24 protein-coding genes are annotated in these 21,103 nt (G+C 55.5%); 16 read left to right on the plus strand and 8 right to left on the minus strand.

What is annotated here, in order from left to right:
* From GGE09_RS00370 to GGE09_RS00410, 9 genes are all read left to right on the plus strand, one after another.
* Entirely contained in the window at window positions 1-384 is a 384-nt protein-coding gene (locus tag GGE09_RS00370; RefSeq protein WP_309742713.1) for a biopolymer transporter ExbD, read from the plus strand.
* Window positions 381-1,283: a TonB family protein gene (locus GGE09_RS00375; RefSeq protein WP_309742715.1), complete on the plus strand. Its 903-nt coding sequence runs from the start codon at window positions 381-383 to the stop codon at window positions 1,281-1,283. The genes GGE09_RS00370 and GGE09_RS00375 overlap by 4 nt, the downstream gene beginning before the upstream one ends.
* A 108-nt stretch (window positions 1,284-1,391) precedes the next feature.
* A complete protein-coding gene (locus GGE09_RS00380) occupies window positions 1,392-3,401 on the plus strand; it encodes a TonB-dependent receptor domain-containing protein (protein WP_309742717.1) in 2,010 nt (669 codons plus the stop codon).
* 13 nt (window positions 3,402-3,414) lie between these two features.
* Window positions 3,415-4,470 carry a ChuX/HutX family heme-like substrate-binding protein gene (locus GGE09_RS00385; protein ID WP_309742718.1) on the plus strand — a complete coding sequence of 352 codons (1,056 nt, stop codon included), beginning with the start codon at window positions 3,415-3,417 and terminating at the stop codon, window positions 4,468-4,470.
* A 1-nt stretch (window position 4,471) separates the two neighbouring features.
* Window positions 4,472-5,320, plus strand: a complete 849-nt coding sequence (locus GGE09_RS00390) for an ABC transporter substrate-binding protein (protein ID WP_309742720.1) — start codon at window positions 4,472-4,474, stop codon at window positions 5,318-5,320.
* 3 nt (window positions 5,321-5,323) lie between these two features.
* A complete protein-coding gene (locus tag GGE09_RS00395) occupies window positions 5,324-6,373 on the plus strand; it encodes an iron ABC transporter permease (RefSeq protein ID WP_309742722.1) in 1,050 nt (349 codons plus the stop codon).
* Window positions 6,370-7,155, plus strand: a complete 786-nt coding sequence (locus GGE09_RS00400) for a heme ABC transporter ATP-binding protein (protein WP_309742724.1) — start codon at window positions 6,370-6,372, stop codon at window positions 7,153-7,155. The genes GGE09_RS00395 and GGE09_RS00400 overlap by 4 nt, the downstream gene beginning before the upstream one ends.
* 140 nt (window positions 7,156-7,295) lie before the next feature.
* Window positions 7,296-7,472 (plus strand): hemin uptake protein HemP, encoded by a 177-nt coding sequence (hemP, locus tag GGE09_RS00405; RefSeq protein ID WP_309742726.1) that lies wholly within the window; start codon window positions 7,296-7,298, stop codon window positions 7,470-7,472.
* Window positions 7,473-7,529: 57 nt separating this feature from the next.
* Window positions 7,530-7,778, plus strand: coding sequence for a DUF1289 domain-containing protein (locus GGE09_RS00410; RefSeq protein WP_309742728.1), 249 nt, complete (start codon window positions 7,530-7,532; stop codon window positions 7,776-7,778).
* Here the strand turns inward: GGE09_RS00410 and GGE09_RS00415 are convergent.
* From GGE09_RS00415 to GGE09_RS00425, 3 genes are all read right to left on the minus strand, one after another.
* The gene (locus GGE09_RS00415; protein WP_309742730.1) at window positions 7,764-8,234 is read right to left on the minus strand and encodes a DNA starvation/stationary phase protection protein; all 471 of its coding nucleotides are present in this window, start codon (window positions 8,232-8,234) and stop codon (window positions 7,764-7,766) included. The two genes, GGE09_RS00410 and GGE09_RS00415, sit on opposite strands and share 15 nt — an antisense overlap.
* Before the next feature lie 110 nt (window positions 8,235-8,344).
* Entirely contained in the window at window positions 8,345-8,770 is a 426-nt protein-coding gene (locus tag GGE09_RS00420) for a hypothetical protein (RefSeq protein WP_309742732.1), read from the minus strand.
* A gap of 153 nt (window positions 8,771-8,923) precedes the next feature.
* On the minus strand, window positions 8,924-9,571 hold the full coding sequence (locus tag GGE09_RS00425) for a GntR family transcriptional regulator (RefSeq protein ID WP_309744793.1): 648 nt from the start codon (window positions 9,569-9,571) through the stop codon (window positions 8,924-8,926).
* Window positions 9,572-9,742: 171 nt separating this feature from the next.
* Here GGE09_RS00425 and dctP point away from each other — a divergent pair, with 171 nt between their 5' ends.
* The 5 genes from dctP (at window position 9,743) to GGE09_RS00450 (ending at window position 15,432) form a co-directional block, all read left to right on the plus strand.
* On the plus strand, window positions 9,743-10,729 hold the full coding sequence (gene dctP, locus GGE09_RS00430) for a TRAP transporter substrate-binding protein DctP (protein ID WP_309742734.1): 987 nt from the start codon (window positions 9,743-9,745) through the stop codon (window positions 10,727-10,729).
* A gap of 74 nt (window positions 10,730-10,803) precedes the next feature.
* On the plus strand, window positions 10,804-11,355 hold the full coding sequence (locus GGE09_RS00435; RefSeq protein WP_309742736.1) for a TRAP transporter small permease: 552 nt from the start codon (window positions 10,804-10,806) through the stop codon (window positions 11,353-11,355).
* Window positions 11,355-12,671 carry a TRAP transporter large permease gene (locus GGE09_RS00440; protein ID WP_309742738.1) on the plus strand — a complete coding sequence of 439 codons (1,317 nt, stop codon included), beginning with the start codon at window positions 11,355-11,357 and terminating at the stop codon, window positions 12,669-12,671. The genes GGE09_RS00435 and GGE09_RS00440 overlap by 1 nt, the downstream gene beginning before the upstream one ends.
* Entirely contained in the window at window positions 12,668-13,915 is a 1,248-nt protein-coding gene (locus tag GGE09_RS00445; RefSeq protein WP_309742740.1) for a malonyl-CoA decarboxylase, read from the plus strand. Before GGE09_RS00440 ends, GGE09_RS00445 begins: the two co-directional genes overlap by 4 nt.
* Before the next feature lie 2 nt (window positions 13,916-13,917).
* A complete protein-coding gene (locus tag GGE09_RS00450) occupies window positions 13,918-15,432 on the plus strand; it encodes a malonyl-CoA synthase (RefSeq protein WP_309742742.1) in 1,515 nt (504 codons plus the stop codon).
* Between the two features lie 50 nt (window positions 15,433-15,482).
* Here GGE09_RS00450 and GGE09_RS00455 read toward each other — a convergent pair whose 3' ends face one another.
* The 3 genes from GGE09_RS00455 to GGE09_RS00465 form a co-directional block, all read right to left on the minus strand.
* Window positions 15,483-16,586, minus strand: coding sequence for a phosphotransferase (locus GGE09_RS00455; protein WP_309742744.1), 1,104 nt, complete (start codon window positions 16,584-16,586; stop codon window positions 15,483-15,485).
* 12 nt (window positions 16,587-16,598) lie between these two features.
* Complete coding sequence (locus GGE09_RS00460) at window positions 16,599-17,822, minus strand: urate hydroxylase PuuD (protein WP_309742745.1); 1,224 nt, start codon at window positions 17,820-17,822, stop codon at window positions 16,599-16,601.
* A 122-nt stretch (window positions 17,823-17,944) separates the two neighbouring features.
* Window positions 17,945-18,916 carry a cation diffusion facilitator family transporter gene (locus tag GGE09_RS00465; RefSeq protein WP_309742747.1) on the minus strand — a complete coding sequence of 324 codons (972 nt, stop codon included), beginning with the start codon at window positions 18,914-18,916 and terminating at the stop codon, window positions 17,945-17,947.
* A gap of 78 nt (window positions 18,917-18,994) precedes the next feature.
* On the opposite strand from GGE09_RS00465, the gene GGE09_RS00470 reads away from it, so the two are divergent.
* A complete protein-coding gene (locus GGE09_RS00470; protein ID WP_309742749.1) occupies window positions 18,995-19,423 on the plus strand; it encodes a helix-turn-helix domain-containing protein in 429 nt (142 codons plus the stop codon).
* A 249-nt stretch (window positions 19,424-19,672) separates the two neighbouring features.
* Window positions 19,673-19,810, plus strand: a complete 138-nt coding sequence (locus GGE09_RS00475) for a hypothetical protein (RefSeq protein ID WP_309742751.1) — start codon at window positions 19,673-19,675, stop codon at window positions 19,808-19,810.
* A 49-nt stretch (window positions 19,811-19,859) separates the two neighbouring features.
* Here the strand turns inward: GGE09_RS00475 and GGE09_RS00480 are convergent, their stop codons facing one another.
* Both GGE09_RS00480 and uraH read right to left on the minus strand, forming a co-directional pair.
* Window positions 19,860-20,609: an SDR family oxidoreductase gene (locus tag GGE09_RS00480; protein WP_309742753.1), complete on the minus strand. Its 750-nt coding sequence runs from the start codon at window positions 20,607-20,609 to the stop codon at window positions 19,860-19,862.
* A 72-nt stretch (window positions 20,610-20,681) separates the two neighbouring features.
* A complete protein-coding gene (gene uraH / locus GGE09_RS00485) occupies window positions 20,682-21,035 on the minus strand; it encodes a hydroxyisourate hydrolase (protein WP_309742755.1) in 354 nt (117 codons plus the stop codon).
* Window positions 21,036-21,103: the final 68 nt, after the last annotated feature.

A 21,103-nucleotide genomic window follows, 5' to 3' on the forward strand; every position in this document is an offset into this window, starting at 1 on the left:
ATGGATTTCACCCCGCCCCAAAAACGCAAAGCCGAAGAATCCATTGTCCCGATGATCAATGTGGTCTTCTTGCTGCTGATCTTTTTCCTGATGACATCCCAAATCACCCCGCCCGAGCCGTTTGAGGTGACTTTGCCTGTTAGCGAAACCCTCGGCGATGCTGAATCCGAACTGACGCTGCACCTGTCCAAAGACGGCGATGTCCAGTTTGAAGACTTCACAGGTGAAACCGCTTGGATGCGTCTTGGCGGGCGGATTGACCCGCAAACCGTGGTGAAACTGCGGGTGGATGCGGCCCTGCCCGCGCCCAAACTGGCGCAAGTGATGCAACGCCTGTCCCCCACAGGGGCCGCCAGCGTTGAAATCGTGGCGGTGCAGAAATGAAGGTCTATGCCGAAATGCTGGTCTTTGGGGCCATCGCCGTTTCCGTCCATGCCGCTGGATTTGTGGCATCCCCCGAAACAGGCGAAGAAGGCGGCGGCGCGCAGGGCGAATATCTGGTGTCCATCCAAGGTGTAACGCCACAGATGGAAAGCCTGATCGCCGAATGGACCGCAGAGCCAGAACTGCAATCCGTCGATCCAACCCCGCCTATCGCGCAACCCGCCGCAGATCAGCCGATTGCCCAGCCCCAAGCCCTAGCCCTGCGAGAGGCCCAACATGCGCCCGTGCAATTGCAGGCTTTGACGACCCCAAACATTGCAGATCAATCGGCCGATGTGCGCCCTGTAATTGACACGACGCCAAGCCAGCCAAAACCTGAAGCAGCGCCTATGCCAAAGGTAAAACCAAAGCTGCGTCCGGAACCTAAACCTGCGCCCAAACCCAAGGCGGTAGAAAAACCAAAACCAAAAGCCAAGAAGACGGAACCCACAAAAACCGCCAAGAAACCCAAACCCGCGCAGGCTGGCCAAGCCCAGCAAAAAGCAGCGGGTGCAGGTCAGACCAAAACCGCAGGCACAGCCGGTGCGGCGCAAGTGAAATCCGGCAATGCGAAATCTGCTGCCAAGGCGCTGGATGTCTGGGGTGCCCAAATCCGCCGCGCCATTGAACGGCGCAAACGCGCTGTGCGCGGATTAAAACGCCGCGCCACTGTGGTGGTTCAGGTCACCGTTGCGGCCAACGGCCAACTGCTCAGCTACCGCGTTGTTAAGGGCTCGGGTAATGGCAAGGCGGATAGTGCCGCGCTACAAGCGGTAAAGGGCGTGCGTGCCCCGAAAGCAGTAAAGGGTGTGGCTGTTTCCAAACACAGCTTCCGGATTCCAATGATTTTCAATCCCTAGCCCATTCAATACTTGACAAAAATACTAAGAAAACAAATACACAGCAGAAAGTAGCCACCCGACTCGCGTTAGGAAGCGAAAAGCAAACAAAGCGAGAGGGAATGGGTTATGAAATCCAATAGGTTTATCCTAGCGGTGGTCGCTGCGATCACGGCTCAAGGTGCATATGCACAACAATCTACCGAAGTAGATCCAATTGTAATCAACGCCGGCCAAAGCAAGGTCGCATCCGATGTGCCCCAGTCTGTGACTGTGGTGAATCAGGAAAAGCTGGACGAAACACAGGCCGCCACCATCGGTGATATTCTGGATACGGTTCCAGGTGTGTCTGGCGTTGGTTCCAGCAGCCCGCTGGGGCAATCGTTCAACATTCGCGGCGTTGGCGCGGGTCTGGATGCGGCGGAATCCTCCATCATTACCTTGGTTGACGGCGAAGAACTGTATTACGAAAGCTACCGCCAAGGTTCGCTTTTTGTGGAACCTGAACTGTTAAAACGGGTCGAGGTTCTGCGCGGCCCTGGGTCATCCACCCTTTATGGATCAGGCGCCATGGGCGGCGTGATCCTGATGGAAACCAAAGACGCCAGCGACTTTCTAAAAGACGGTGACACCTTTGCCGTGCGCCAGAAACTGACCTTTGAATCCAACGAAGACAAATTCCAATCCACCACCATCATGGCCTTTGCCCCGAACAACAAGTTCGACGCATTGTTTGCCGTATCCTATTCCGACATCGGCGAAAGTCAGGACGGTGACGGCAACACATTGATCCGCACCAACGCCCAAATCGGCAACTTCCTTGGCAAAGCCAATTACACCGAAGGCGCGCATACCATCGGGTTTTCCTATCAGCATCTGTATGCAGACGGCGAAAATCAGGATTTCAACCAGTTAGACGGCCCGCAAGTGGGCCGGTTTCCGGGCTTTGCGGGCTGGGGTGTGGGCGACATCACAACTGAATCCCAAGTGGCAAAACTGGAATATAACTTTGCCCCCGAAGACAACCCGTTCTGGGATTTGACCGCCACATTATCCTACACCAACTCCTCCAAAGAGGTCCAACAAGGCACCGTTGCCGCTGAACCTATTTCCGCGTCCTTGCTTGGGGAACGGTCTTACGAGCTGTGGAAACTGAAAGTTGAAAACGTAGCAAACCTGTCCAACGACGCGTTTGAACATTACCTGACCTTTGGCGTCGCCACATCCCGCAAGGACCGCTCTGCCAACCCGTCGTCAACTTCCCACGCCGAAGCGATCACCGAATCCTACGAGATTTACGCCCAAAGCGAGATGACCTTTAACGACCGTCTGACCGTCACCGCAGGCCTGCGGATGGATCACCAAAAGATCGCGCCGAAATCTACTTTTGCGGCCTCTTCTGCCACTGTGTCGGAAACCGCAGTTGAACCGCAACTCGCGGCGATCTATCGGTTGAACGACAATTGGAACGTCTTTGGCTCTGTCGCCCGCGTAAACCGCTTGCCCACAGATGACGAAATCTTTGATGCCTTCAGCGGCGGTCTACCCAACCTGAACCTGCGCTCTGAAAAGGGTATGAACTACGAAGTTGGCGTTTCTTACACCGGTCAAAGCCTGTTCCGTGCAGATGATGCGGTCGATTTCAAAGTCACAGCTTTTTACAATGATATCAAAGACAAGATCATCCGCACCGGCGGCGGTGCTGGTGTTATCGGCTTTGACAACATTGATTCTGCCATCATCAAAGGGCTAGAGGCCGAAGGGCGCTACATCAGTGGCCGCTTCTCTGCATCAGCGGGTATTACCCTGATTGACGGCGAAGGTCCGAACGGCGCGAAACTGGACACAATCGCCAATAACTCGATCAAACTGGGTCTGGGCTATCAAATCCTGCCGGAACTGAAAATCGGCGTGAACAGTGTCTTTGCTGCCGATCGCACCCAATCCCGTGGCAATTTTGACGCCTACAATGTGCACAACATCTATGCCACCTACCGCCCCGATCACGGGCCGCTTGATGGCCTGGAAGTGCGCTTTGGCGTCGATAACGTACTGGACGAGACCTATCAGCCTGCCACCTACCTGTCGCAAGCTGCCAAAGGCCGTAACGTCAAACTTTCCCTCGCGAAAACCTTCTAAACTGGAGACTGCAATGCTGGACCATTCTGTAACGGACACCTTTGAAAGATTTCAAACCCTTGTTCAGGAAAAGGGCGCTCTGCGCGCGGTTGATGCGGCCAAGGAACTGGGCATCAGCGAAGCAGAACTCGTAGAAGCGAAACAAGTCTCGGGCGCAGCCAAACGGTTGCGCCGGGACGACACATTCGGCTTCAAGGGCCTGTTGGAAGGCATGGTTGGCGTGGGTGAGGTCATGTGCCTGACCCGCAACGCCCATGCAGTCCACGAACGCTACGGCGAATTTGACAACGTCAATATCGGCAAGATCATGGGGCTGGTCCTGAACCGCACCATTGATCTGCGGATTTTCATGAACCGCTGGGCCTTTGGCTATGTGATCGAAGAAGAATTGAATTCCGGCCTGCGGATTTCCCTGCAATTCTTTGATAAATCAGGCGTGGCGGTTCATAAAATCTATCCCACCGAAGACACTGACCGCGCCAAGTTCGATGCGCTGGTGGCTGAATGGGTCAACGACAGCCCTGAAAAAATCATTCCCCAAGCCGCAGACCCGATTGCCCAAGACGGCCCTGATTCTGATGTGGATGCCGCCGCTTTGCGCAAAGATTGGGATGCCATGACCGATGTGCACCAGTTCTTTGGTATGCTGAAAAAGCACAACGTCGGACGGATGCAAGCCTTGCGTTTGGTGGGCGAAGACATGGCGTGGCAGGTGCCAACAGATGCGGTGACCTGGGCGCTGGAACGGGCCGCCGAAGCCAAACTGCCGATCATGGTTTTCATCGGCAACCCCGGCTGCATCCAGATTCACACAGGCGAAGTTGAAAACATCAAGGCCATGGGGCCGTGGATCAACGTGATGGACAAAAAATTCCACATGCACCTGCGCCAAGACCACGTGGCCCACGCTTGGGTGGTTCGCAAACCTTCCAAAGACGGCATGGTCACCTCGCTAGAGGCGTTCGACGAAGACGGTCAAAGCTTTTTCCTGATGTTTGGCGAACGGGGCGAAGGCAATCCGGAACTGGATGGCTGGCGCACAATTCTTGACGGTTTGGGCCGGTTGTAAAATGCTGCGCTTAACCTCTATCGCGGTTGCCCTGTGCCTGACCACGGCCAGCGCAACCCTCGCGCAGACCTACAACCGCATCGCGGTTGCAGGCGGCGACATCACTGAAATCGTCTACGCCCTTGGCGCAGGCGACAAGATCATCGCAGTGGACAGCACGTCGGGCTTTCCGCAAGACACCCAAAACAAAGAACAGATCGGCTATGTCCGCGCCCTGTCTGCCGAGGGTGTATTATCCCTGTCACCAGACCTGTTGATCGGCGCGGATGACGCAGGCCCTGCCAATGTAATCGACACCCTCAAAGCAGCCGGTCTGCCCATCGCCTTGGCCCCACTGGGCCACGGCGCAGATCGCGTCCCCACCAAGATCCATTTTGTGGGGGAAACCTTGGGCCTGACCGCGCAAGCCGATCAACTGATTGCGCAATACAATACAGACATGGCAGCGATCAAAGCCAAGGTTGACGGATACGATCACCGCCCCAAAGTCATTTTTATCCTCTCGGTCCGAGAAGGTGCACCCGTCGTTGGCGGTAGGGAAACCTCCGCCAACGACATCATCGAACTGGCAGGCGGCGAAAACGCGGCTGGTGCCTTTTCAGGGTGGAAACCGATGAACGCCGAAGCCCTGATCGCGGCAAACCCTGATTTTATCGTGATGTCAGGCGCACATGCCGAAAACATCGGCGGGGATGATGCTGTTATGAAACGCCCTGACGTGCAACAAACCACGGCTGGAAAACAGGGCAATCTGGTGAAAATGGACGCGATGATGTTGCTGGGTTTTGGCCCGCGCACCCCTGCCGCTGTGGCGGAATTGATGGGCCATTTACACGCGACAGGCCATTAACCCGTGGCCCTCGCGGAAACATCCCAACACCGTTCACGACTGTGGACCAAAAAACAGGCCATCTTTTGTGGCCTGTTTTTCGCCGTTGTGGCCATCGCGCTGGCCGAGGTCGCAATCGGCCCTGTGCCGCTGTCCCTATCGCAGATTTACCAAACCCTAATGGGCCAAGCCGACCCGATGCCCACAGCTATTATCACCCAAATCCGCGCCCCCCGCATGGTTCTGGGCCTTGGCATCGGCCTGTCACTGGCCATCTGCGGCGCGGTTTTGCAGGGCTTGCTACGCAATCCGCTAGCCGATCCGGGATTGATCGGCATTTCAGGCGGGGCTTCTGCGGCTGTAGTTGTGGTGATTGTGCTGGGTGACCTGTTTCTTGGCGATATTCCAGCCACGCTGCGCCCCTATATCCTGCCCATTGCCGCTTTTTGCGGGGCCTTGCTGGTCACAGCCCTGATCCTTGGCCTTTCGCAAAAAGACGGGGAAATGTCTGTGGGTCGATTGATCCTTGTGGGCGTTGCAATCAATTCCATCGCAGGTGCGGGCATCGGATTTCTGACCTATATTTCAACCGATACCCAACTGCGCGACCTGACGTTCTGGTCCATGGGCAGCCTTGCCAAATCCGGCTGGCTGGCGGTGGTGATCAGCGTGGCGATCATGACGCTCAGCAGCCTCGCCCTGCTGCGGTTCACCCGCGCGCTGGACCTGTTCCAACTGGGCGAGCGGGCTGCCTTTCATTCCGGCCTGAACGTCACAAAGATCAAATTCACCGCCTGTGGTATCTGCGCGATGGCGGTCGGCGCGGGCGTTTCCATCGCTGGGCCTATCGGGTTTATCGGCCTCGTGGCGCCCCACATCGCCCGCATGTTAGTGGGCGGATCCCACCGTTTTCTGATCCCCGCAGCCGCATTGGTTGGCGGAGTCTTGCTGCTGGGCGCAGACCTGATCGTGCGCAACATTGCCCCCCCCCAAGAACTGCCCATCGGCTTGGCCACCTCCCTAATTGGCGGGCCATTCTTCCTGTTCCTATTGCTGCGGAGCCGTAAAATATGATCACAGGACGCAATATTCAGGTCAGTTTCGGCAAAAAACCCGTGTTGCGCGGCGTAGATGTGGATGTGCCTTTCGGGCAGGTTCTTGCCCTGTGCGGCCCCAACGGCGCAGGTAAATCCACGCTGCTGTCAGCCCTCGTGGGCGATCTGCCAAATTCGGACGGTACGGTGACCTACGGCAGCCGCAATCTGGCGGACCTTAGCGCGACAGAACTGTCACGCCGACGGGCCGTTCTAGAACAAACCCCAAGCCTATCCGCCGCTTTCACCGTGTCAGAGGTGGTCCGCCTGTCGATCCCGATTGAACTGCCGCCCTCTGACACAGACAGATTGATCGCCTCCGTGATCCTACAGCTTGGCCTGACCGAATTTGCCCATACCCCCGTGCCAAACCTGTCAGGCGGACAACGCCACCGTGCCCATCTTGCCCGCGTATTGGCACAGCTAAAGGCCAACCGCAGTCTTTTCGGACCCGGCTATCTGTTTCTGGACGAACCCACTGCAAGTCTGGATATCTTGCACCAGATCGCGGTGATGAAAACCGCCAAAGCCATGGCGAAACAGGGGGCTGGCGTGCTGGTAGTATTGCATGACCTGAACCTTGCTGCGGCTTTTGCGGATGCCATCTGCCTGATGCGGGACGGGCAAGTCGCCAAGGCGGGCACCGTGGGCGAAGTGTTTCGTGCCAGTGTCCTATCAGATGTCTACGCCACCCCGATTGCCGTTGAAAAAATGAGCAATGGGCCTTTGCTGATCCATCCAGATTACCAAAACGTGGCCTGAAAGCCGGCTTGCCGCAGCTTTATTAGACGAGTAAATAAGTCGGAATTGACAATCCCGACTTATTTAGTAAGTATTGAGCCATCAAATAGATTTGCGAGTCCCCTCGCAAGATGCACGCCAAAGACGGAAACGACAGCCAGATGACCAGCAAAGCGACGCCCCTTCACGTAACAGAGTTTCGTCACGCCGACGAAATTCTGCCGGTTTTTGACGCGCGCCAGATGCTGGGCGATAGCACCACAGCGCATATCCTGTTGGACGGCCAGACCTATATTCTGCGCCTGACCCGTCAGGGAAAACTGATCCTCACCAAGTAAGCCAGCGTTCTGTTTGCGCCAAACGCGCCAGAAGCCCAGCAAAATTCAGGTGTTAAAATGCCAAAAACCCCTTCGCCCTGCATAGACGTATGCAAGTTCAAACGCGCCGGACACTGCATCGGGTGTTCGATGACCAAGACGCAGAAATCACTGTATAAGGGGCTGAAAAAGCCAAAACACCAGCATGCCTTTGTGGAAATGCTGGTGTCGCAGCAGGGGCAGTTGGGCAAGTACAGCCATTGGGCTGACGCCTATTCTGCCAAATGTCGCAAAAAGGGTCTTAAAAACCCGTTAAGCGAGATGTGAGCGCAGGAACCACGCGAATTTTTCGTGGGTCTGGCCACGGGCAATACACAGGTCTTCGGTCAATGTGTCACCCGCTTCGGCGGCAATAGCGCCTGCGCCTGCAACCGTCGCCGCAAGAGTTTCTTGCGCATCCAACATGGCCGCGATCATTTCTTTATCGGTGGCTGTGCCTTCGTGCTCTGCGATTTTTGACCGTTTGATCATGCCGGCAAGCGTACCTTCGGCATGGGCGTTCAGGGCTTTAACCCGTTCCGCAAGATCATCTTGGGCGATGAAATGGTCTTCGTAGATTTTCTGGAACAGGTCATGCAGCGGGCCAAAAGCCATGCCAGTAACGTTCCAGTGGAAATTTTGCGCCAGCATTGTTGTCACTGCGGTTTCCGCAACGCTTTGATTCAGCGCTTGTGCAATGGCTTCTTTGGCGGTGGGGGTCAGATCTGCTGCGGTCTGTGTCATGGGATGTCCTTCGTCAATTTTGCGACGGGTGGCTGGCATGTGGCTGGCTTCCCTATAGCTAGGATAAGCATAAACCAAAAAGACTGCAATAGTTTTAGAACGGTTCTAAGTTATTTTTTAAATTTGCCCACCGAGCCGAAAATAAGGAACCGGATAGAGCGCCACATCCGCCTATCGATTCGGCTGCGGATCAAAAATTCAACCGAGGCAAAATCGTCAGACTCAGCCGCCCCAAGCACCTGTAGCAGCCATTTTTCGTCGAAACTTTCTTCGCTTGAACCGACAGAATAGAATTTCGGTTTGCGTTGCAGCCCCTGACGCAGGGTGCGCAGCAAAGCCTCTTCGAAATGGGTTTCAGCAAGTGTTTCGTTCACATTCAACAGCTTACACGCCTCAAACACATCGACCTGTGTGCTGGCGCGACATCGCATTGCCGTCAAACGCAGCTTGTTCAGCTTGTATAACTGGCTTTGTGATCTGGTCTGAGGGATTAAAGGCGCTTCGGCCCAATCGACGCTGACTCTATTTGGCTTCATCTGAATTCGCGTACCGTTGCTTCCATTGCCGAGTAATTTAATCGGAATAGAAAAAAGATCAACCGCGCAGACCGACGCACCCGACTTTTTTGCCCACAGGCAAATTTCAGCCGACCCTAATGCCTGCGCTTCCCCGTAAAACTGGGCACAGACTCAGCCGTTAAGACTCACCATAAGTTGCTGGAATTTTTCGCCCTGCACCGCCACATGCGCGCGCAAAGCACGGGCTGCGGCTTCTCCGTCGCCTGTTTGCAGGGCCTCTACGATCAACAGATGTTCGGACATGGATTGTGAAACCCGCCCTCGAAATCGCAATTGTGTGCGGCGATAGGGTTTCAGACGGTTTTGCAGGCGCAGCGCCTCTTTTTCCAAAAAACCGTTGGCCGTGCCGCGATAAATAGTCTGATGGAACACCTCATTTTCTGCGTAATACCCTTCAAGGTCCTGTTTTTCCACGGCGGTCTGGCAGCGCAGATTGGTCGCGCGCAGCAGGTCCAACCCCTGATCAGTGATTCGTGATGCAGCCAGACGGCCACATGCGGATTCAATTTCGGCCATGGTTTCAAACATTTCCATCAAATCCACCGGCCCCGGCAAGCGCACAAAAACGCCGCGGCGGGGGATTTGTTCTGCGAATCCCGACAGAACCAAACGCTGCAAGGCTTCGCGGATCGGGGTACGGGACACGTTAAAACTCTCGGCCAGTTTTATTTCGTCCAGACGATCGCCGTCTTTATATTGCCCACTGAAAACAAGCTGTTCCAATGTCTCGGCGATCTTTTCAGCGCGTGTGATTTCTATTTCCAATGGTCCACCGCCTCGGGGATTGAGTGCCAACTGTCCATTCTTGTATACAAAAATCTTGACCGTGGATGCAATACCTGTGAAAAACGTCGACAGCGACGGGAAACCGCCAGCTTTGGCGTTTCGATGTGCATTCGGAACACCGCAACACGAAACGGGAGGAATATTATGAAAGCGAATTTTTTAACGACCGCCGCTGCTGTGGCAGCAGTCTGTCTGGGCGGAATGGCAAGCGCGAAAGAACTGCGTTTGTCCCATCAGTGGTCCAACAACGACGTGCGCCACAAAGTTGCGCAAATGGTTGCGGATGATGTTGCAGCGGCGAATGTTGATCTGGAAATCAAGATTTTCGGCTCAAAATCCCTGTTCAAACCGCGTGAACAATACCGCCCCCTTAGCCGTGGCCAACTGGATATGACAGTTTTCCCGCTAAGCTATGCTGGCGGTCAGCAACCTGCATTCAACCTGACCCTGATGCCGGGTCTAGTGAAAAACCACGATCACGCCGCCCGTCTTAGCGCCTCTCCTTTTATGAAGGCGCTTGAGGAAAAGATGGCCGAAGATGACGTGATGGTTTTGGTCCACGGTTATCTTGCAGGTGGTTTTGCTGGCAAAGACAAATGCATCACCAAACCCGAAGACGTGCAAGGCGCACAAACCCGTGCGGCGGGTAAGGCCTTTGAACAAATGCTGGCAGGGGCTGGTGCATCCATCGCGTCTATGGCTTCGTCCGAAATCTATAACGCCATGCAAACAGGTGTTTTGAACGCAGCGAATACATCGTCTTCGTCTTTTGTGTCTTACCGGATTTACGAACAAACCAAATGTTACACCCCAGCGGGTGATGTGGCCCTGTGGTTTATGTATCAACCGATGCTGATGAACAAAACTGCCTTTGACGGCCTGAATGCAGACCAGCAAAAAGCATTGCTGGATGCCTCTGCCAAAGCGCAGGCGTTTTATCTGGAAGAAGCCAAAAAAGAGGACGCCGAATCCGAAAAGGTCTTTGCAGATGCAGGTGTTGAAATCGCCCATATGACACAGGCCGACTTTGACGCATGGCGTGCGATTGCCACAGAAACATCCTACAAAAGCTTCATCGCGGATGTGCCTGACGGACAAAAACTTTTGGATCTGGCGCTGGCTGTTCAATAAGCCCGCCCCGTTAACAGGCAGCGGTAAACCTGCTGCCTGACCCCTGTCATTCCAAATACCAAAAGGACATCCCTATGGCTGGCCAAACCCCAACCGCAGCGGTATCGCATACGGGCAACAACGTCTTTTTGCGCGCTGTTGCCGCCCTTTCCACAGTATCTGGATGGTGCTCGGCTGCGATGATTGTTGCGGCTGTTGCAATCACCTGCCAGATGATCGTGATCCGCTTTGTGCTGAACGGTTCTACCGTGTGGCAGACAGAGGCGGTGATTTATCTGGCCATCAGTTCAACCCTGATCGGCCTGCCCTATGTGCAGCGGTTGCGCGGGCATGTGAATGTGGATCTGGTCCCGCTCGCCCTGCCAAAAACCGCGCGGTATTACCTGTGCCTGTGCACGCTAAGCCTGACTATCGCCATGGTCTGCATCATGCTGTGGTACGGGTTTGAATTCTGGCATCTGGCCTTTGAACGCAACTGGAAATCCGACACCATATGGGGGGTGCGCCTGTGGATTCCCTACCTGGCCCTGCCCGTAGGCTTTGCCCTGTTCCTGCTGCAACTGATCGCTGATCTTGTGGCTGTTATTCTGAAAATCGACCAACCTTTTGGCCTGGAGGACACATAGTGGACCCGCTTATTCTGGGCGCTATTGTCGCCATTTCAACCATCCTGATCCTGTTTTCCGGCGTGTCCGTCGCCATCGGCCTGCTGCTGGTTTCCACTGCATTTCTGATGATTTTTGACGGAATGCGGTCGCTAGAGCTGCTGCCGGAAATCCTGTTTGGCAAGCTGGATAACTTTGCCCTGCTGTCGATCCCGATGTTCATTATCATGGGGTCGTCAATTGCCTCAACCCGTGCAGGCGCAGACCTGTATGAAGCCTTGGAACGTTGGTTGACACGGGTTCCGGGCGGGCTGGTGATTTCCAACCTCGGCGCTTGTGCGCTGTTCGCTGCTATGTCGGGGTCAAGTCCTGCAACCTGCGCGGCTATCGGTAAAATGGGCATCCCCGAAATGCGCAAACGCGGCTATCCTGACGGGGTGGCGGCAGGGTCTATTGCAGCGGGTGGTACGCTCGGCATCCTGATCCCGCCCTCTGTGACGATGATCGTCTACGGTATCGCCACGGAATCCTCTATCGGACGGCTGTTTCTGGCAGGCGTTCTGCCAGGCATCCTGCTGGTGGGCCTGTTTATGGTCTGGTCACTGTATTCCACATGGTCTTCGGGCAACAAAGCCCTGCTGACCGCGCGCAGCTACAGCTGGAAGGAACGCTTTGAAATCCTGCCCCGCGTCCTGCCATTTCTGGCAATCATTCTGGGCGTGCTCTACGCCATGTACGGCGGCGTCGCCACGCCATCCGAAACCGCCGCAGTCGGGGCTTTGCTGTGCCTGATCATCGCCATGGTGATCTACAAATTGTGGAACCCCAAAGACCTGTGGGTGGTCCTGCGCGACAGCACCAAAGAAAGCGTGATGATCCTGTTTATCATCGCCGCAGCGGGTGTGTTTTCCTACATGCTGTCCAGCCTGTTCATCACCCAAGCCATCGCCGAATGGATCGGCACGCTGGATGTAAACCGCTGGGTTCTGATGATTGCGGTGAACATCTTCCTGCTGATCGCGGGGTTCTTTTTGCCCCCTGTTGCCGTGATCCTGATGGCTGCACCAATCCTGTTGCCCATTATCACCGCCGCAGGGTTTGACCCGATCTGGTTTGCCGTGGTGCTGACAATCAACATGGAAATCGGTTTGATTTCACCGCCTGTCGGTCTAAACCTTTATGTTATCAATGGCATCGCACCGGAAATTTCGCTGAAAACCATCCTGATGGGATCGTTGCCCTACGTGGGCTGCATGGTGCTGGCGATCTTGCTGCTGTGCGTATTTCCGGGCATTGCCACATGGCTGCCCGACACCGTCATGGGGGTCGCAAGATGAGCTTTTTCAGTGAAATGGTCTCAACCGTTTTTGAACGCCGCTACCGTCGTGGGCTGCTGAAAGACGCTGAAGGTCGCTCGATAACTGATCTGTCTGAATCCCTGCTCAGCAGTCACGGCGAAGTTTCAGGCGTGGCGCTGGCCCGCAGCATTCTGGACCGCTACGCACAGATGGACATCGAAGAAAAACGCGGGTTTTTCGAATTTATGGCCGAGGGGTTGGAAATCGACCCCGATACTGTGGTGTCTACCTTGCAGGCCTATAAAGACGCCCCCGGTAAATCCACCTACCGCGCCTTTGCCAATGCGTGTGAACCGCGCCGTCAGGAACTGGCGCGACGGCTGAACCAAGTGCCCGGTGCCACAGGACAACTGGTGGCCATGCGCAAAGACCTGTTGGGCCTGATGCGCAAAAATCCTGCGCTTGAACCGGTGGACGTGGATTTCAAACACCTGTTTGCCTCATGGTTCAATCGTGGTTTTCTGGTGCTGCGCCCGATCAGCTGGAGCACACCCGCCGATATTCTGGAAAAGATCATCGCCTATGAAGCGGTCCACGCCATCGACAGCTGGGAGGACTTGCGCCGCCGCCTGAAACCGTCAGATCGCAGATGTTTCGGCTTTTTCCACCCTGCTATGGCCGAAGAACCGCTAATTTTTGTCGAGGTCGCCCTGACCCGCGGCGTGCCAGATTCCATCCAAGACCTGTTGGCCGACGGGCGCGAAACCATTGACGCCGAAGACGCCGACACCGCTGTCTTTTACTCCATCTCAAACTGCCAAACGGGGCTTGCAGGGATTTCTTTTGGCAACTCGCTCATCAAACAAGTGGTGTCCGATCTGTCCCACGAACTGCCGGGGCTTTCTACCTTTGTGACGCTCTCGCCCATTCCGGGCCTCAACCGCTGGCGTGCCAGCCAAGACGGCAAAACATCCCCAGACGACAACCCCGCCGCCAGTGCCGCCCGCTACCTACTGGATGCAAAACGCGAGGACGGCATGCCGTTTGACCCCGTCGCCCGCTTCCATCTGGGCAACGGCGCGATGGTGCATAAAGTGCACGCGGGGGCTGATACCTCTGAAAACGGGTTGAAACAATCCAATGGAACAATGGTTAATTACCTTTACGATGTTCAGAAAATCTCGCAAAACCACGAACAGTTTGTCGGGCAAAAAACCGTCGTTGCCTCGGCCGAGGTGCGCCAGTTAAGCGCCACCAAAGCATCCACAAAGACAGGAGACTGATCATGACCAACCCGCTGTATGACACCCTTTTTGGCAAACATCAGGGCAAAACCACGCCGTTTCTGCGTCTGGCGGACGGGTCAGTCATCACCCATGACGGCTTTTTGCAAACCGCCGCGCAATACGCCAATTTACTGACCGACCTTGGCGTGACTGCTGGCGATCGGATTGCGGTCCAGATTGCAAAATCCCCACAGGCTTTGGCGGTTTACGCCGCTTGCGTTCAGGCGGGCATCATCTTTTTGCCCCTGAATACCGCCTATACTGCCGATGAAGTGTCTTATTTCGTCGAAAACAGCGGCGCGCGGGTGTTGCTGTGTGATGAAAGCCGCGCCGCGGATTTGGCCCCTGTGGCACAGGCAGCTAAAGCGGTGATCGAAACCCTGAACGAGGACGGCAGCGGCTCTTTTTCCACCAAAGCCGTCGCCCACCCCACATCTTTTGCCACGATTGCCCGCAGTGCTGATGATTTGGCTGCGTTTTTATACACCTCTGGCACCACAGGGCGGTCCAAAGGCGCGATGCTGACCCAAGCCAACCTGCTGTCCAACGCCAAAACATTGGCCGAGGCGTGGAAATTCACCGACACCGATGTGCTGCTGCACGCGCTGCCGATCTTTCACACCCACGGCCTGTTTGTCGCCACCAATATCACGCTTTATGCGGGCGGGCAGATGATCTTCCTGCCGAAATTCGATCTGGATTCGGTGATCGCCAACCTGCCCAAAGCCACGACAATGATGGGCGTTCCCACATTCTATACACGCCTGCTGGACGATGGGCGGTTTACCAAGGACCTCGCCCAACATATGCGCCTGTTTGTGTCTGGATCAGCCCCGCTGCTGTCAGAAACCCATGTGTCTTTTGAAACCCGCACCGGCCACCGCATTCTGGAACGCTATGGCATGACGGAAACCAATATGAACACCTCAAACCCCTATGACGGGGAACGGCGCGCGGGCACCGTCGGCTTTGCGCTTGAAGGCACCGAGGTGAAGATCACCGATGCGGCCACGGGTGAAACCCTGCCCCAAGGCGATATCGGCCAGATCGAAGTGCGCGGCCCCAATGTGTTCAAAGGCTATTGGCAGATGCCCGAAAAAACCGCCGAAGAACTGCGCGACGACGGGTTTTTCATCACTGGCGATCTGGGGCAATTTGACAAAGACGGCTATCTGCAAATCGTCGGGCGCAACAAGGATCTGATCATTTCGGGTGGCTATAACATCTACCCCAAAGAGGTGGAACTGTTGCTGGACGAAGAAGACGGCGTGCTGGAAAGCGCTGTGATTGGCGTGCCTCATCCCGATTTCGGCGAAACAGTGGTTGGCGTCTTGGTGGCGCAGGCAGGGGCAACCCCCGATCTGAACGCTATCAAAGCCAACATGGGCAAATCCCTTGCGCGGTTCAAACTGCCCCAAAAGCTGGTGATCCTGCCCGAACTGCCCCGCAACACGATGGGTAAAGTGCAGAAAAAAGCCCTGCGCGAACAGTTCGCCGATCTGTTCACAGGCTAAAAAATTCAGGGGTGGTGCCGTTTGTGCGGCACCTCTGAAACGGGTTGGGCTTACAGGGAAAAACTGTCGGGCGTGATGTTGTAATCTCCGCAAAACGCCACCAGCCGTTGCAAGTCAACCTGCCGCCAAGCGCGTTTATGGGGTGTTGAATTATCAAACCGTACCGTCGCGATCACGCTTAGCAAAAACTTCCCCGCAACCGACATCACATAATCCCGTCGGCATTCAGCCAGCGGATAATCCGTCACGCCTTGCGCGCGCAACGCCGCGCAATATTCAGCAATCAAACGGTCCTGCGCACCCCGCCGCACATCAGGATCAAGCGAGCTGATCAGAAAATACCCCAGATCAAATGCGCCTTTGCCCTGCCCCATAAACTGCCAATCCAACAAGATCGGCCCCTGCTCTGCAAACAGCACATTATCCACCTGCAAATCCCGATGCAGACAGGTGCGCGGGCCATTGTTCAACAGATGTTCAAAAACCTCTGCTCCGTTTTGGGCAAGAAAGTCTCCAACTGCGCGAAACCGATCTGGTAACGGCGTATCGGGCTGAATTTGCGCAAGGCTTTCCGCATAAACCGCCCAAGCAGAGGGGAAATCAAACTCTGCAAACAGCGACGGGCCCTCTAGATGATCCAGATCGGACGCCTGCCAATAGGTGCCATGAATTTCAGCCATTGCACGCACCACGGTTCCTGCGTCAGACGCCGAACAGCCTTTGGTGAAAGACACCGAACGGGCCGCAGGAAAATCTTCCACCACAGTCACGCTCGTCCCGCTGTTTGCATCAAAATCAGCGTAATAACACCGGGGAACCGGCAGGCTGTTGCGCGCTGGCAAACTTTTGTAAAACCCGACCTCCCGCTGGTTGGCACGGGCCAAACTGGCCCGCAAGGCTGGCCTTTTGGGGGAAAGTTTCACCACGTAGCTGGCTGGCCCCGCGCCTGTTTCATACGCCACAGACAGACGCAGCAGGCTGCCCCCCGTAAAACTTTCATTCTGCCCGATCCGCTGCACACAACAGGTGGCAACCCGACGGCCCAGCGCCGCGCCCAGCCATTCGGGCGTTATCGCATCCGCGCTTTCGGGAATTGGCAGGGGCATCAAAGATCCAATGGCAGTGACGGGAACATCCAGCAGAAAACTAGGCATTCGGGCCATATATTACCACAGGCGCGTCGCCGCACCGCGATACCATTTGACGATCTTGGCCCGTTCTTCGGGCTGGATAAACGTGCGGTTACCCGGCGGCATGGCGTGGGTTAGCCCTGCCTGCAAATAAATGTCCCGTGCCCGCAAAGCGATCTGCGCTTCGGTTTCCAGCTTAACGCCTTTTGGGGCCCAGACCACACCTTCATAAAACGGTTCTTCCGAATGGCACATGGAACAGCGACCCAACACGATATCATGCACCGCATCAAACCCGTCAGCCTGCGCAAAGCGGGTGGCGGTTGGGGTCATCGCCTCAGCCGTAACAGCGTCGTCGCGCCCCAAGGTGCTGACCCACATGATGGCCACAAACAGAACTGCCGTCGCACCCCATGTCCAATGAGGATTGCCGGATCGCGCGTGCAGTGAATTGAAATAATGCCGGATCGTCACCCCCATCAGAAACACCAGCGAGGCGATGATCCAATTGTATTCCACCGCAAAAGCCAGCGGGTAATGGGTGCTGAGCATCAGAAAAATAACCGGCAAGGTCAGATAGTTGTTATGGGTGCTGCGTTGTTTCGCGATCTTGCCGTATTTCGGATCAGGCTTGCGCCCCGCCTTTAGGTCGGCCACCACCACACGCTGGTTTGGCATGATGATAAAGAACACATTGCCCGACATAATTGTCGCCGTAATCGCCCCCAGATGCAGCATGGTCGCGCGCCCCGAAAACACCTGCGTATAGCCATAGGCCAGCAGCACCAGCAGCACATAAAGCGCGATCATCAGGCGGGTATTGTCATCACCAAAACGGGATTTGCACAGCACATCATAGGCGATCCAGACCAGCGCAAGCGAGCCGATGGAAATCAAAATGGCCTGCCACGCCGCCAGATTGGCCACGGTCGGGTCAATCAGGAACATATCCGCGCCCAGATAATAGACCACGCACATCATCGCAAAGCCAGACAGCCACGTGGCATAGCTTTCCCATTTGAACCACGTCAGGTGTTCAGGCATCGCATCAGGTGCCACCAGATATTTCTGGATATGGTAAAAACCACCACCGTGAACCTGCCACTCTTCGCCATCTGCGGGGCCGGGAATGTTGCGGTTCAGCCCCAAATCCAGCGCGATGAAGTAGAAGGATGACCCTATCCAAGCGATGGCCGTAATCACATGCACCCAGCGCACTGCGAAATACAGCCAGTCGCTGACCACCGCCAATTCAAACATGCCGAACCTCCTGTTTTCAGCTGACTGTGCAGCAATCAGGCGATCTTGTAAATTTGCTTAAGGCCTAAGCTGTGCAAAAACAGTCCGTTAAAGGTGGCGCAGGTGGGACCTGCGAAGTTATCCTAGTGACTGTGTGAATGGCTCTGTGAATGACTGTGCGCGACATCTGCTTTTTGCGCCACAGAATGCCCGATTTCTGGCGCATCTGCGCAGGCGTGTCTGGCACACTCCAGCTCCAACGTACTGTGTGTAATTCCGAAATCTGTGCCCAACACCTCTTTAACGGTTGCCTTTATCTTATCCGCTGAGGCCCATTGACCAGCTTCGATCACCACATGGGCGTCTAGTGCGGTTTCATGTTCCTGCACCCGCCACAAATGCAGGTGGTGGATATCAGCCACCCCTTTAACAGCACCAACAGCGCCGACTACGGCCGTGCAATCCACATCTGCCGGACTGCCCAGCATCAAGACACGGATCACTGGCCCTATTTCGGCAAAGGATTGCCACAGAATATAGCCCGCAATCAGCAGCGTCACCAACGGGTCGATCAGCCGCCAATCATACAGAATGATCAACGTCCCCGCGAAAATCACTGCAATCGAGCCGAGCGCATCCGCCACGTTATGCAAAAACGCCGCGCGCATGTTCATGCTTTGCTTGGATAAAGCAAAGGTCAGCAAAGCAGTCACCGCATCAACCGCCAGCGCCACAGCCGCGATGATGACCACAAGCCAACCATCTACACCTGCGGGGTTAAAGAACCGTAAAACCGCCTCATAGACCAGATAAATGCCGATCACGATGAGCGTGGTATAGTTGATCAGCGCGGCCACCACCTCGGCGCGGCCATAGCCAAAGGTCATATCCCCATCCGCAGGGCGCCGTGCGATCTTGCGGGCGAAAAACGCGATAATCAGCGCGACGGCATCAGACAGGTTGTGGATCGCATCCGCAATCAGCGCCAGACTGCCCGAAAGTATCCCCCCGACAATCTGCACAACGGTCAGGCCCAGATTAACCAATATTGCCAGAAATACCCGCATATCTCCGGCATCGGGATCTACGTGATGGTGATGATGGTGGCCGCCCATAGCTGCACCTCGCTTGTTTAATTTCAATCTATTACCTATATAATTCCTCTAGGAACTAGAGCTTCAAGGGGTTTTTTCATGTATTCCATCGGTGATTTGTCAAAACGCACAGGGGTTAAGATTCCGACCATTCGTTACTACGAACAAATGGGGTTGATTGCGGCGGCGGATCGGTCCAGCGGCAACCAGCGGCGTTACACCAAAGACGGGCTGGCGCGGCTGTCGTTCATCCGCCACGCCCGTGATCTGGGCCTGTCACTGGCCGATATCCACGAGTTGGTAGACCTGTCCCACGCCCCCGACCGCCCCTGCGCCGAGGCCCATAGCATCACCGCGCGGCATCTTGAAACGATCAATGCCAAACTGCAAAGACTGCGGAATTTACAGCGGGAATTAAAGCGGATTGCAGCCCTGCCTGATGACGGAACCGTCGGGGCTTGCAGCGTCATTCAGGCGCTGGCGGATCATGCGTTATGCGAAACGGATCATAAGCCAATACAGGCTTAAACCCCTACGTTATCAAATAAAATTCATTAGACGACTCAACTGGAACATTGTATATCTTCCCTTAGTCCAAACGCTTTTCCCCTGGCCCGAAATGCCCGCCAAAAGCGCATCGGACGGATCGTTAGAACACATTACAGGTTCTAACCCTCTTATTCCAAATCTGACCCGACGCCTGCTGCATTGCGGCGATTGGGATAACCCGCAAACGCCGCGCCGTTCAGGCCGACGCTTTTATGAAAGTGTAAGAAAATGAGCAAAGGTGATCATCGTAAGGGCAACAAGGAAGTGAAAAAGCCCAAAAAGGACAAGTCGAAAATTTCACTTGCAGAGCCATTGGGTCCGATGACCAAATCACAGCCCTTGATTGGTGGCAAACGGATTAAATGACCTATCAAAGCCCGGCTTGCCCCGCCGGGCTTTGTGCTTTTCGCGGCCCTTAAACCGATCCTGCCTCAACCATAAAGTTGCTGGCGGTACACATGGCCGCATCATCCGACGCCAGAAACACCGCCATCCGCGCCACGTAAACCGGATCAATCAGATCTGGCAAACACTGGTTCTGGCGGTGTTTTTCCAGCGATTCAGGTGTTGCCCACAGTTTCTTTTGCCGATCCGTCATAATCCACCCCGGAACGATGGTGTTCACCCTGATCCGGTGCTGGCCCAAATCCCGCGCCATGGTACGGGTCAGCCCGTGCACGGCAGCTTTGGCGGTGGCATAGGCGGGGAAATTGCCCACGGCCTCCCACCATGAATTTGACCCCATATTAATGATCGAGCCGCCCCCCGCCGCAATCATCCCGTCTGCCACCGCTTGCATGGTGAAAAACATATGGCGCAGGTTCACGTTCATCCGTTCGTCCCAATACCCCGGCGTCACATCGCGCCAATCGTGGCGGTCATCCCGTGCGGCATTGTTCACCAACACGCTAAAATTCCCGACACGGGCGGCCAGAGCCTTAATCGCGGTTTGGGTATGGCCAATGTCACGCAGATCGCACAGCTCGTGCTCTACCTTAAAGCGGGCGGCTACGGCGGCGCTGGCGGACTCGTCCTTGTCCAGAAACGCAACTTTCGCGCCTTGCCCAGCAAAAGCCTCGACCATTTGTTCGCCAATGCCCGACGCACCGCCCGTTATCAGAACAGTTTTATCTTTGAGGCTGGGATAAAGAGCGAATTTTGTCATGGCGCGGGCCTGTCTGTTAAGGGGTCCCGCAACACCTAGCGCGCCACCCCTGACAGTTCAACGCCCCAAGCCCTAGCTGCCGCGATAGGTGGAATATCCAAACGGGCTTAGCAAAAGCGGCACGTGATAATGGGCGTCGGCGTCATTCATGCCAAAGCGGATCGGGATTTCATCCAGAAACAGCACATCCCCCGTCACCCCACAGGCCCGCAGATAATCGCCTGCGTAAAACACCAGTTCATATGTTCCGGTGCGGAACATTTCGGGCGGCAAAATAGGCGCATCGGTGCGGCCATCGTCGTTGGTGGCCATTTCCACCACCAAATCCCGCGCATCCCCCGTTATCCGATACAGTGCGATCCTGATCCCCTGCGCCGGAATACCCCGTGCCGTGTCCAGAACATGTGTCGATAACCAACCAGCCATTTCAATCCCTTTCCTACGGACAAACCCTGCCTGTACGTTTCCCCATATTGAACCACCTTGCGCGCGCA

Origin of the sequence: Roseobacter sp. N2S, assembly GCF_031454055.1 — a bacterium.
GTDB lineage: Bacteria > Pseudomonadota > Alphaproteobacteria > Rhodobacterales > Rhodobacteraceae > Amylibacter.

Bases quoted from the DNA above. Each gene is read 5' to 3' on its own strand.
- GGE09_RS00370 (WP_309742713.1), top strand. From the start codon at position 1: ATGGATTTCACCCCGCCCCAAAAACGCAAAGCCGAAGAATCCATTGTC.
- GGE09_RS00375 (WP_309742715.1), top strand. From the start codon at position 381: ATGAAGGTCTATGCCGAAATGCTGGTCTTTGGGGCCATCGCCGTTTCC.
- GGE09_RS00380 (WP_309742717.1), top strand. From the start codon at position 1,392: ATGAAATCCAATAGGTTTATCCTAGCGGTGGTCGCTGCGATCACGGCT.
- GGE09_RS00385 (WP_309742718.1), top strand. From the start codon at position 3,415: ATGCTGGACCATTCTGTAACGGACACCTTTGAAAGATTTCAAACCCTT.
- GGE09_RS00390 (WP_309742720.1), top strand. From the start codon at position 4,472: ATGCTGCGCTTAACCTCTATCGCGGTTGCCCTGTGCCTGACCACGGCC.
- GGE09_RS00400 (WP_309742724.1), top strand. From the start codon at position 6,370: ATGATCACAGGACGCAATATTCAGGTCAGTTTCGGCAAAAAACCCGTG.
- hemP (WP_309742726.1), top strand. From the start codon at position 7,296: ATGACCAGCAAAGCGACGCCCCTTCACGTAACAGAGTTTCGTCACGCC.
- GGE09_RS00410 (WP_309742728.1), top strand. From the start codon at position 7,530: ATGCCAAAAACCCCTTCGCCCTGCATAGACGTATGCAAGTTCAAACGC.
- GGE09_RS00415 (WP_309742730.1), bottom strand. From the start codon at position 8,234: ATGACACAGACCGCAGCAGATCTGACCCCCACCGCCAAAGAAGCCATT.
- GGE09_RS00420 (WP_309742732.1), bottom strand. From the start codon at position 8,770: ATGAAGCCAAATAGAGTCAGCGTCGATTGGGCCGAAGCGCCTTTAATC.
- dctP (WP_309742734.1), top strand. From the start codon at position 9,743: ATGAAAGCGAATTTTTTAACGACCGCCGCTGCTGTGGCAGCAGTCTGT.
- GGE09_RS00435 (WP_309742736.1), top strand. From the start codon at position 10,804: ATGGCTGGCCAAACCCCAACCGCAGCGGTATCGCATACGGGCAACAAC.
- GGE09_RS00445 (WP_309742740.1), top strand. From the start codon at position 12,668: ATGAGCTTTTTCAGTGAAATGGTCTCAACCGTTTTTGAACGCCGCTAC.
- GGE09_RS00450 (WP_309742742.1), top strand. From the start codon at position 13,918: ATGACCAACCCGCTGTATGACACCCTTTTTGGCAAACATCAGGGCAAA.
- GGE09_RS00455 (WP_309742744.1), bottom strand. From the start codon at position 16,586: ATGCCTAGTTTTCTGCTGGATGTTCCCGTCACTGCCATTGGATCTTTG.
- GGE09_RS00460 (WP_309742745.1), bottom strand. From the start codon at position 17,822: ATGTTTGAATTGGCGGTGGTCAGCGACTGGCTGTATTTCGCAGTGCGC.
- GGE09_RS00465 (WP_309742747.1), bottom strand. From the start codon at position 18,916: ATGGGCGGCCACCATCATCACCATCACGTAGATCCCGATGCCGGAGAT.
- GGE09_RS00470 (WP_309742749.1), top strand. From the start codon at position 18,995: ATGTATTCCATCGGTGATTTGTCAAAACGCACAGGGGTTAAGATTCCG.
- GGE09_RS00475 (WP_309742751.1), top strand. From the start codon at position 19,673: ATGAGCAAAGGTGATCATCGTAAGGGCAACAAGGAAGTGAAAAAGCCC.
- GGE09_RS00480 (WP_309742753.1), bottom strand. From the start codon at position 20,609: ATGACAAAATTCGCTCTTTATCCCAGCCTCAAAGATAAAACTGTTCTG.
- uraH (WP_309742755.1), bottom strand. From the start codon at position 21,035: ATGGCTGGTTGGTTATCGACACATGTTCTGGACACGGCACGGGGTATT.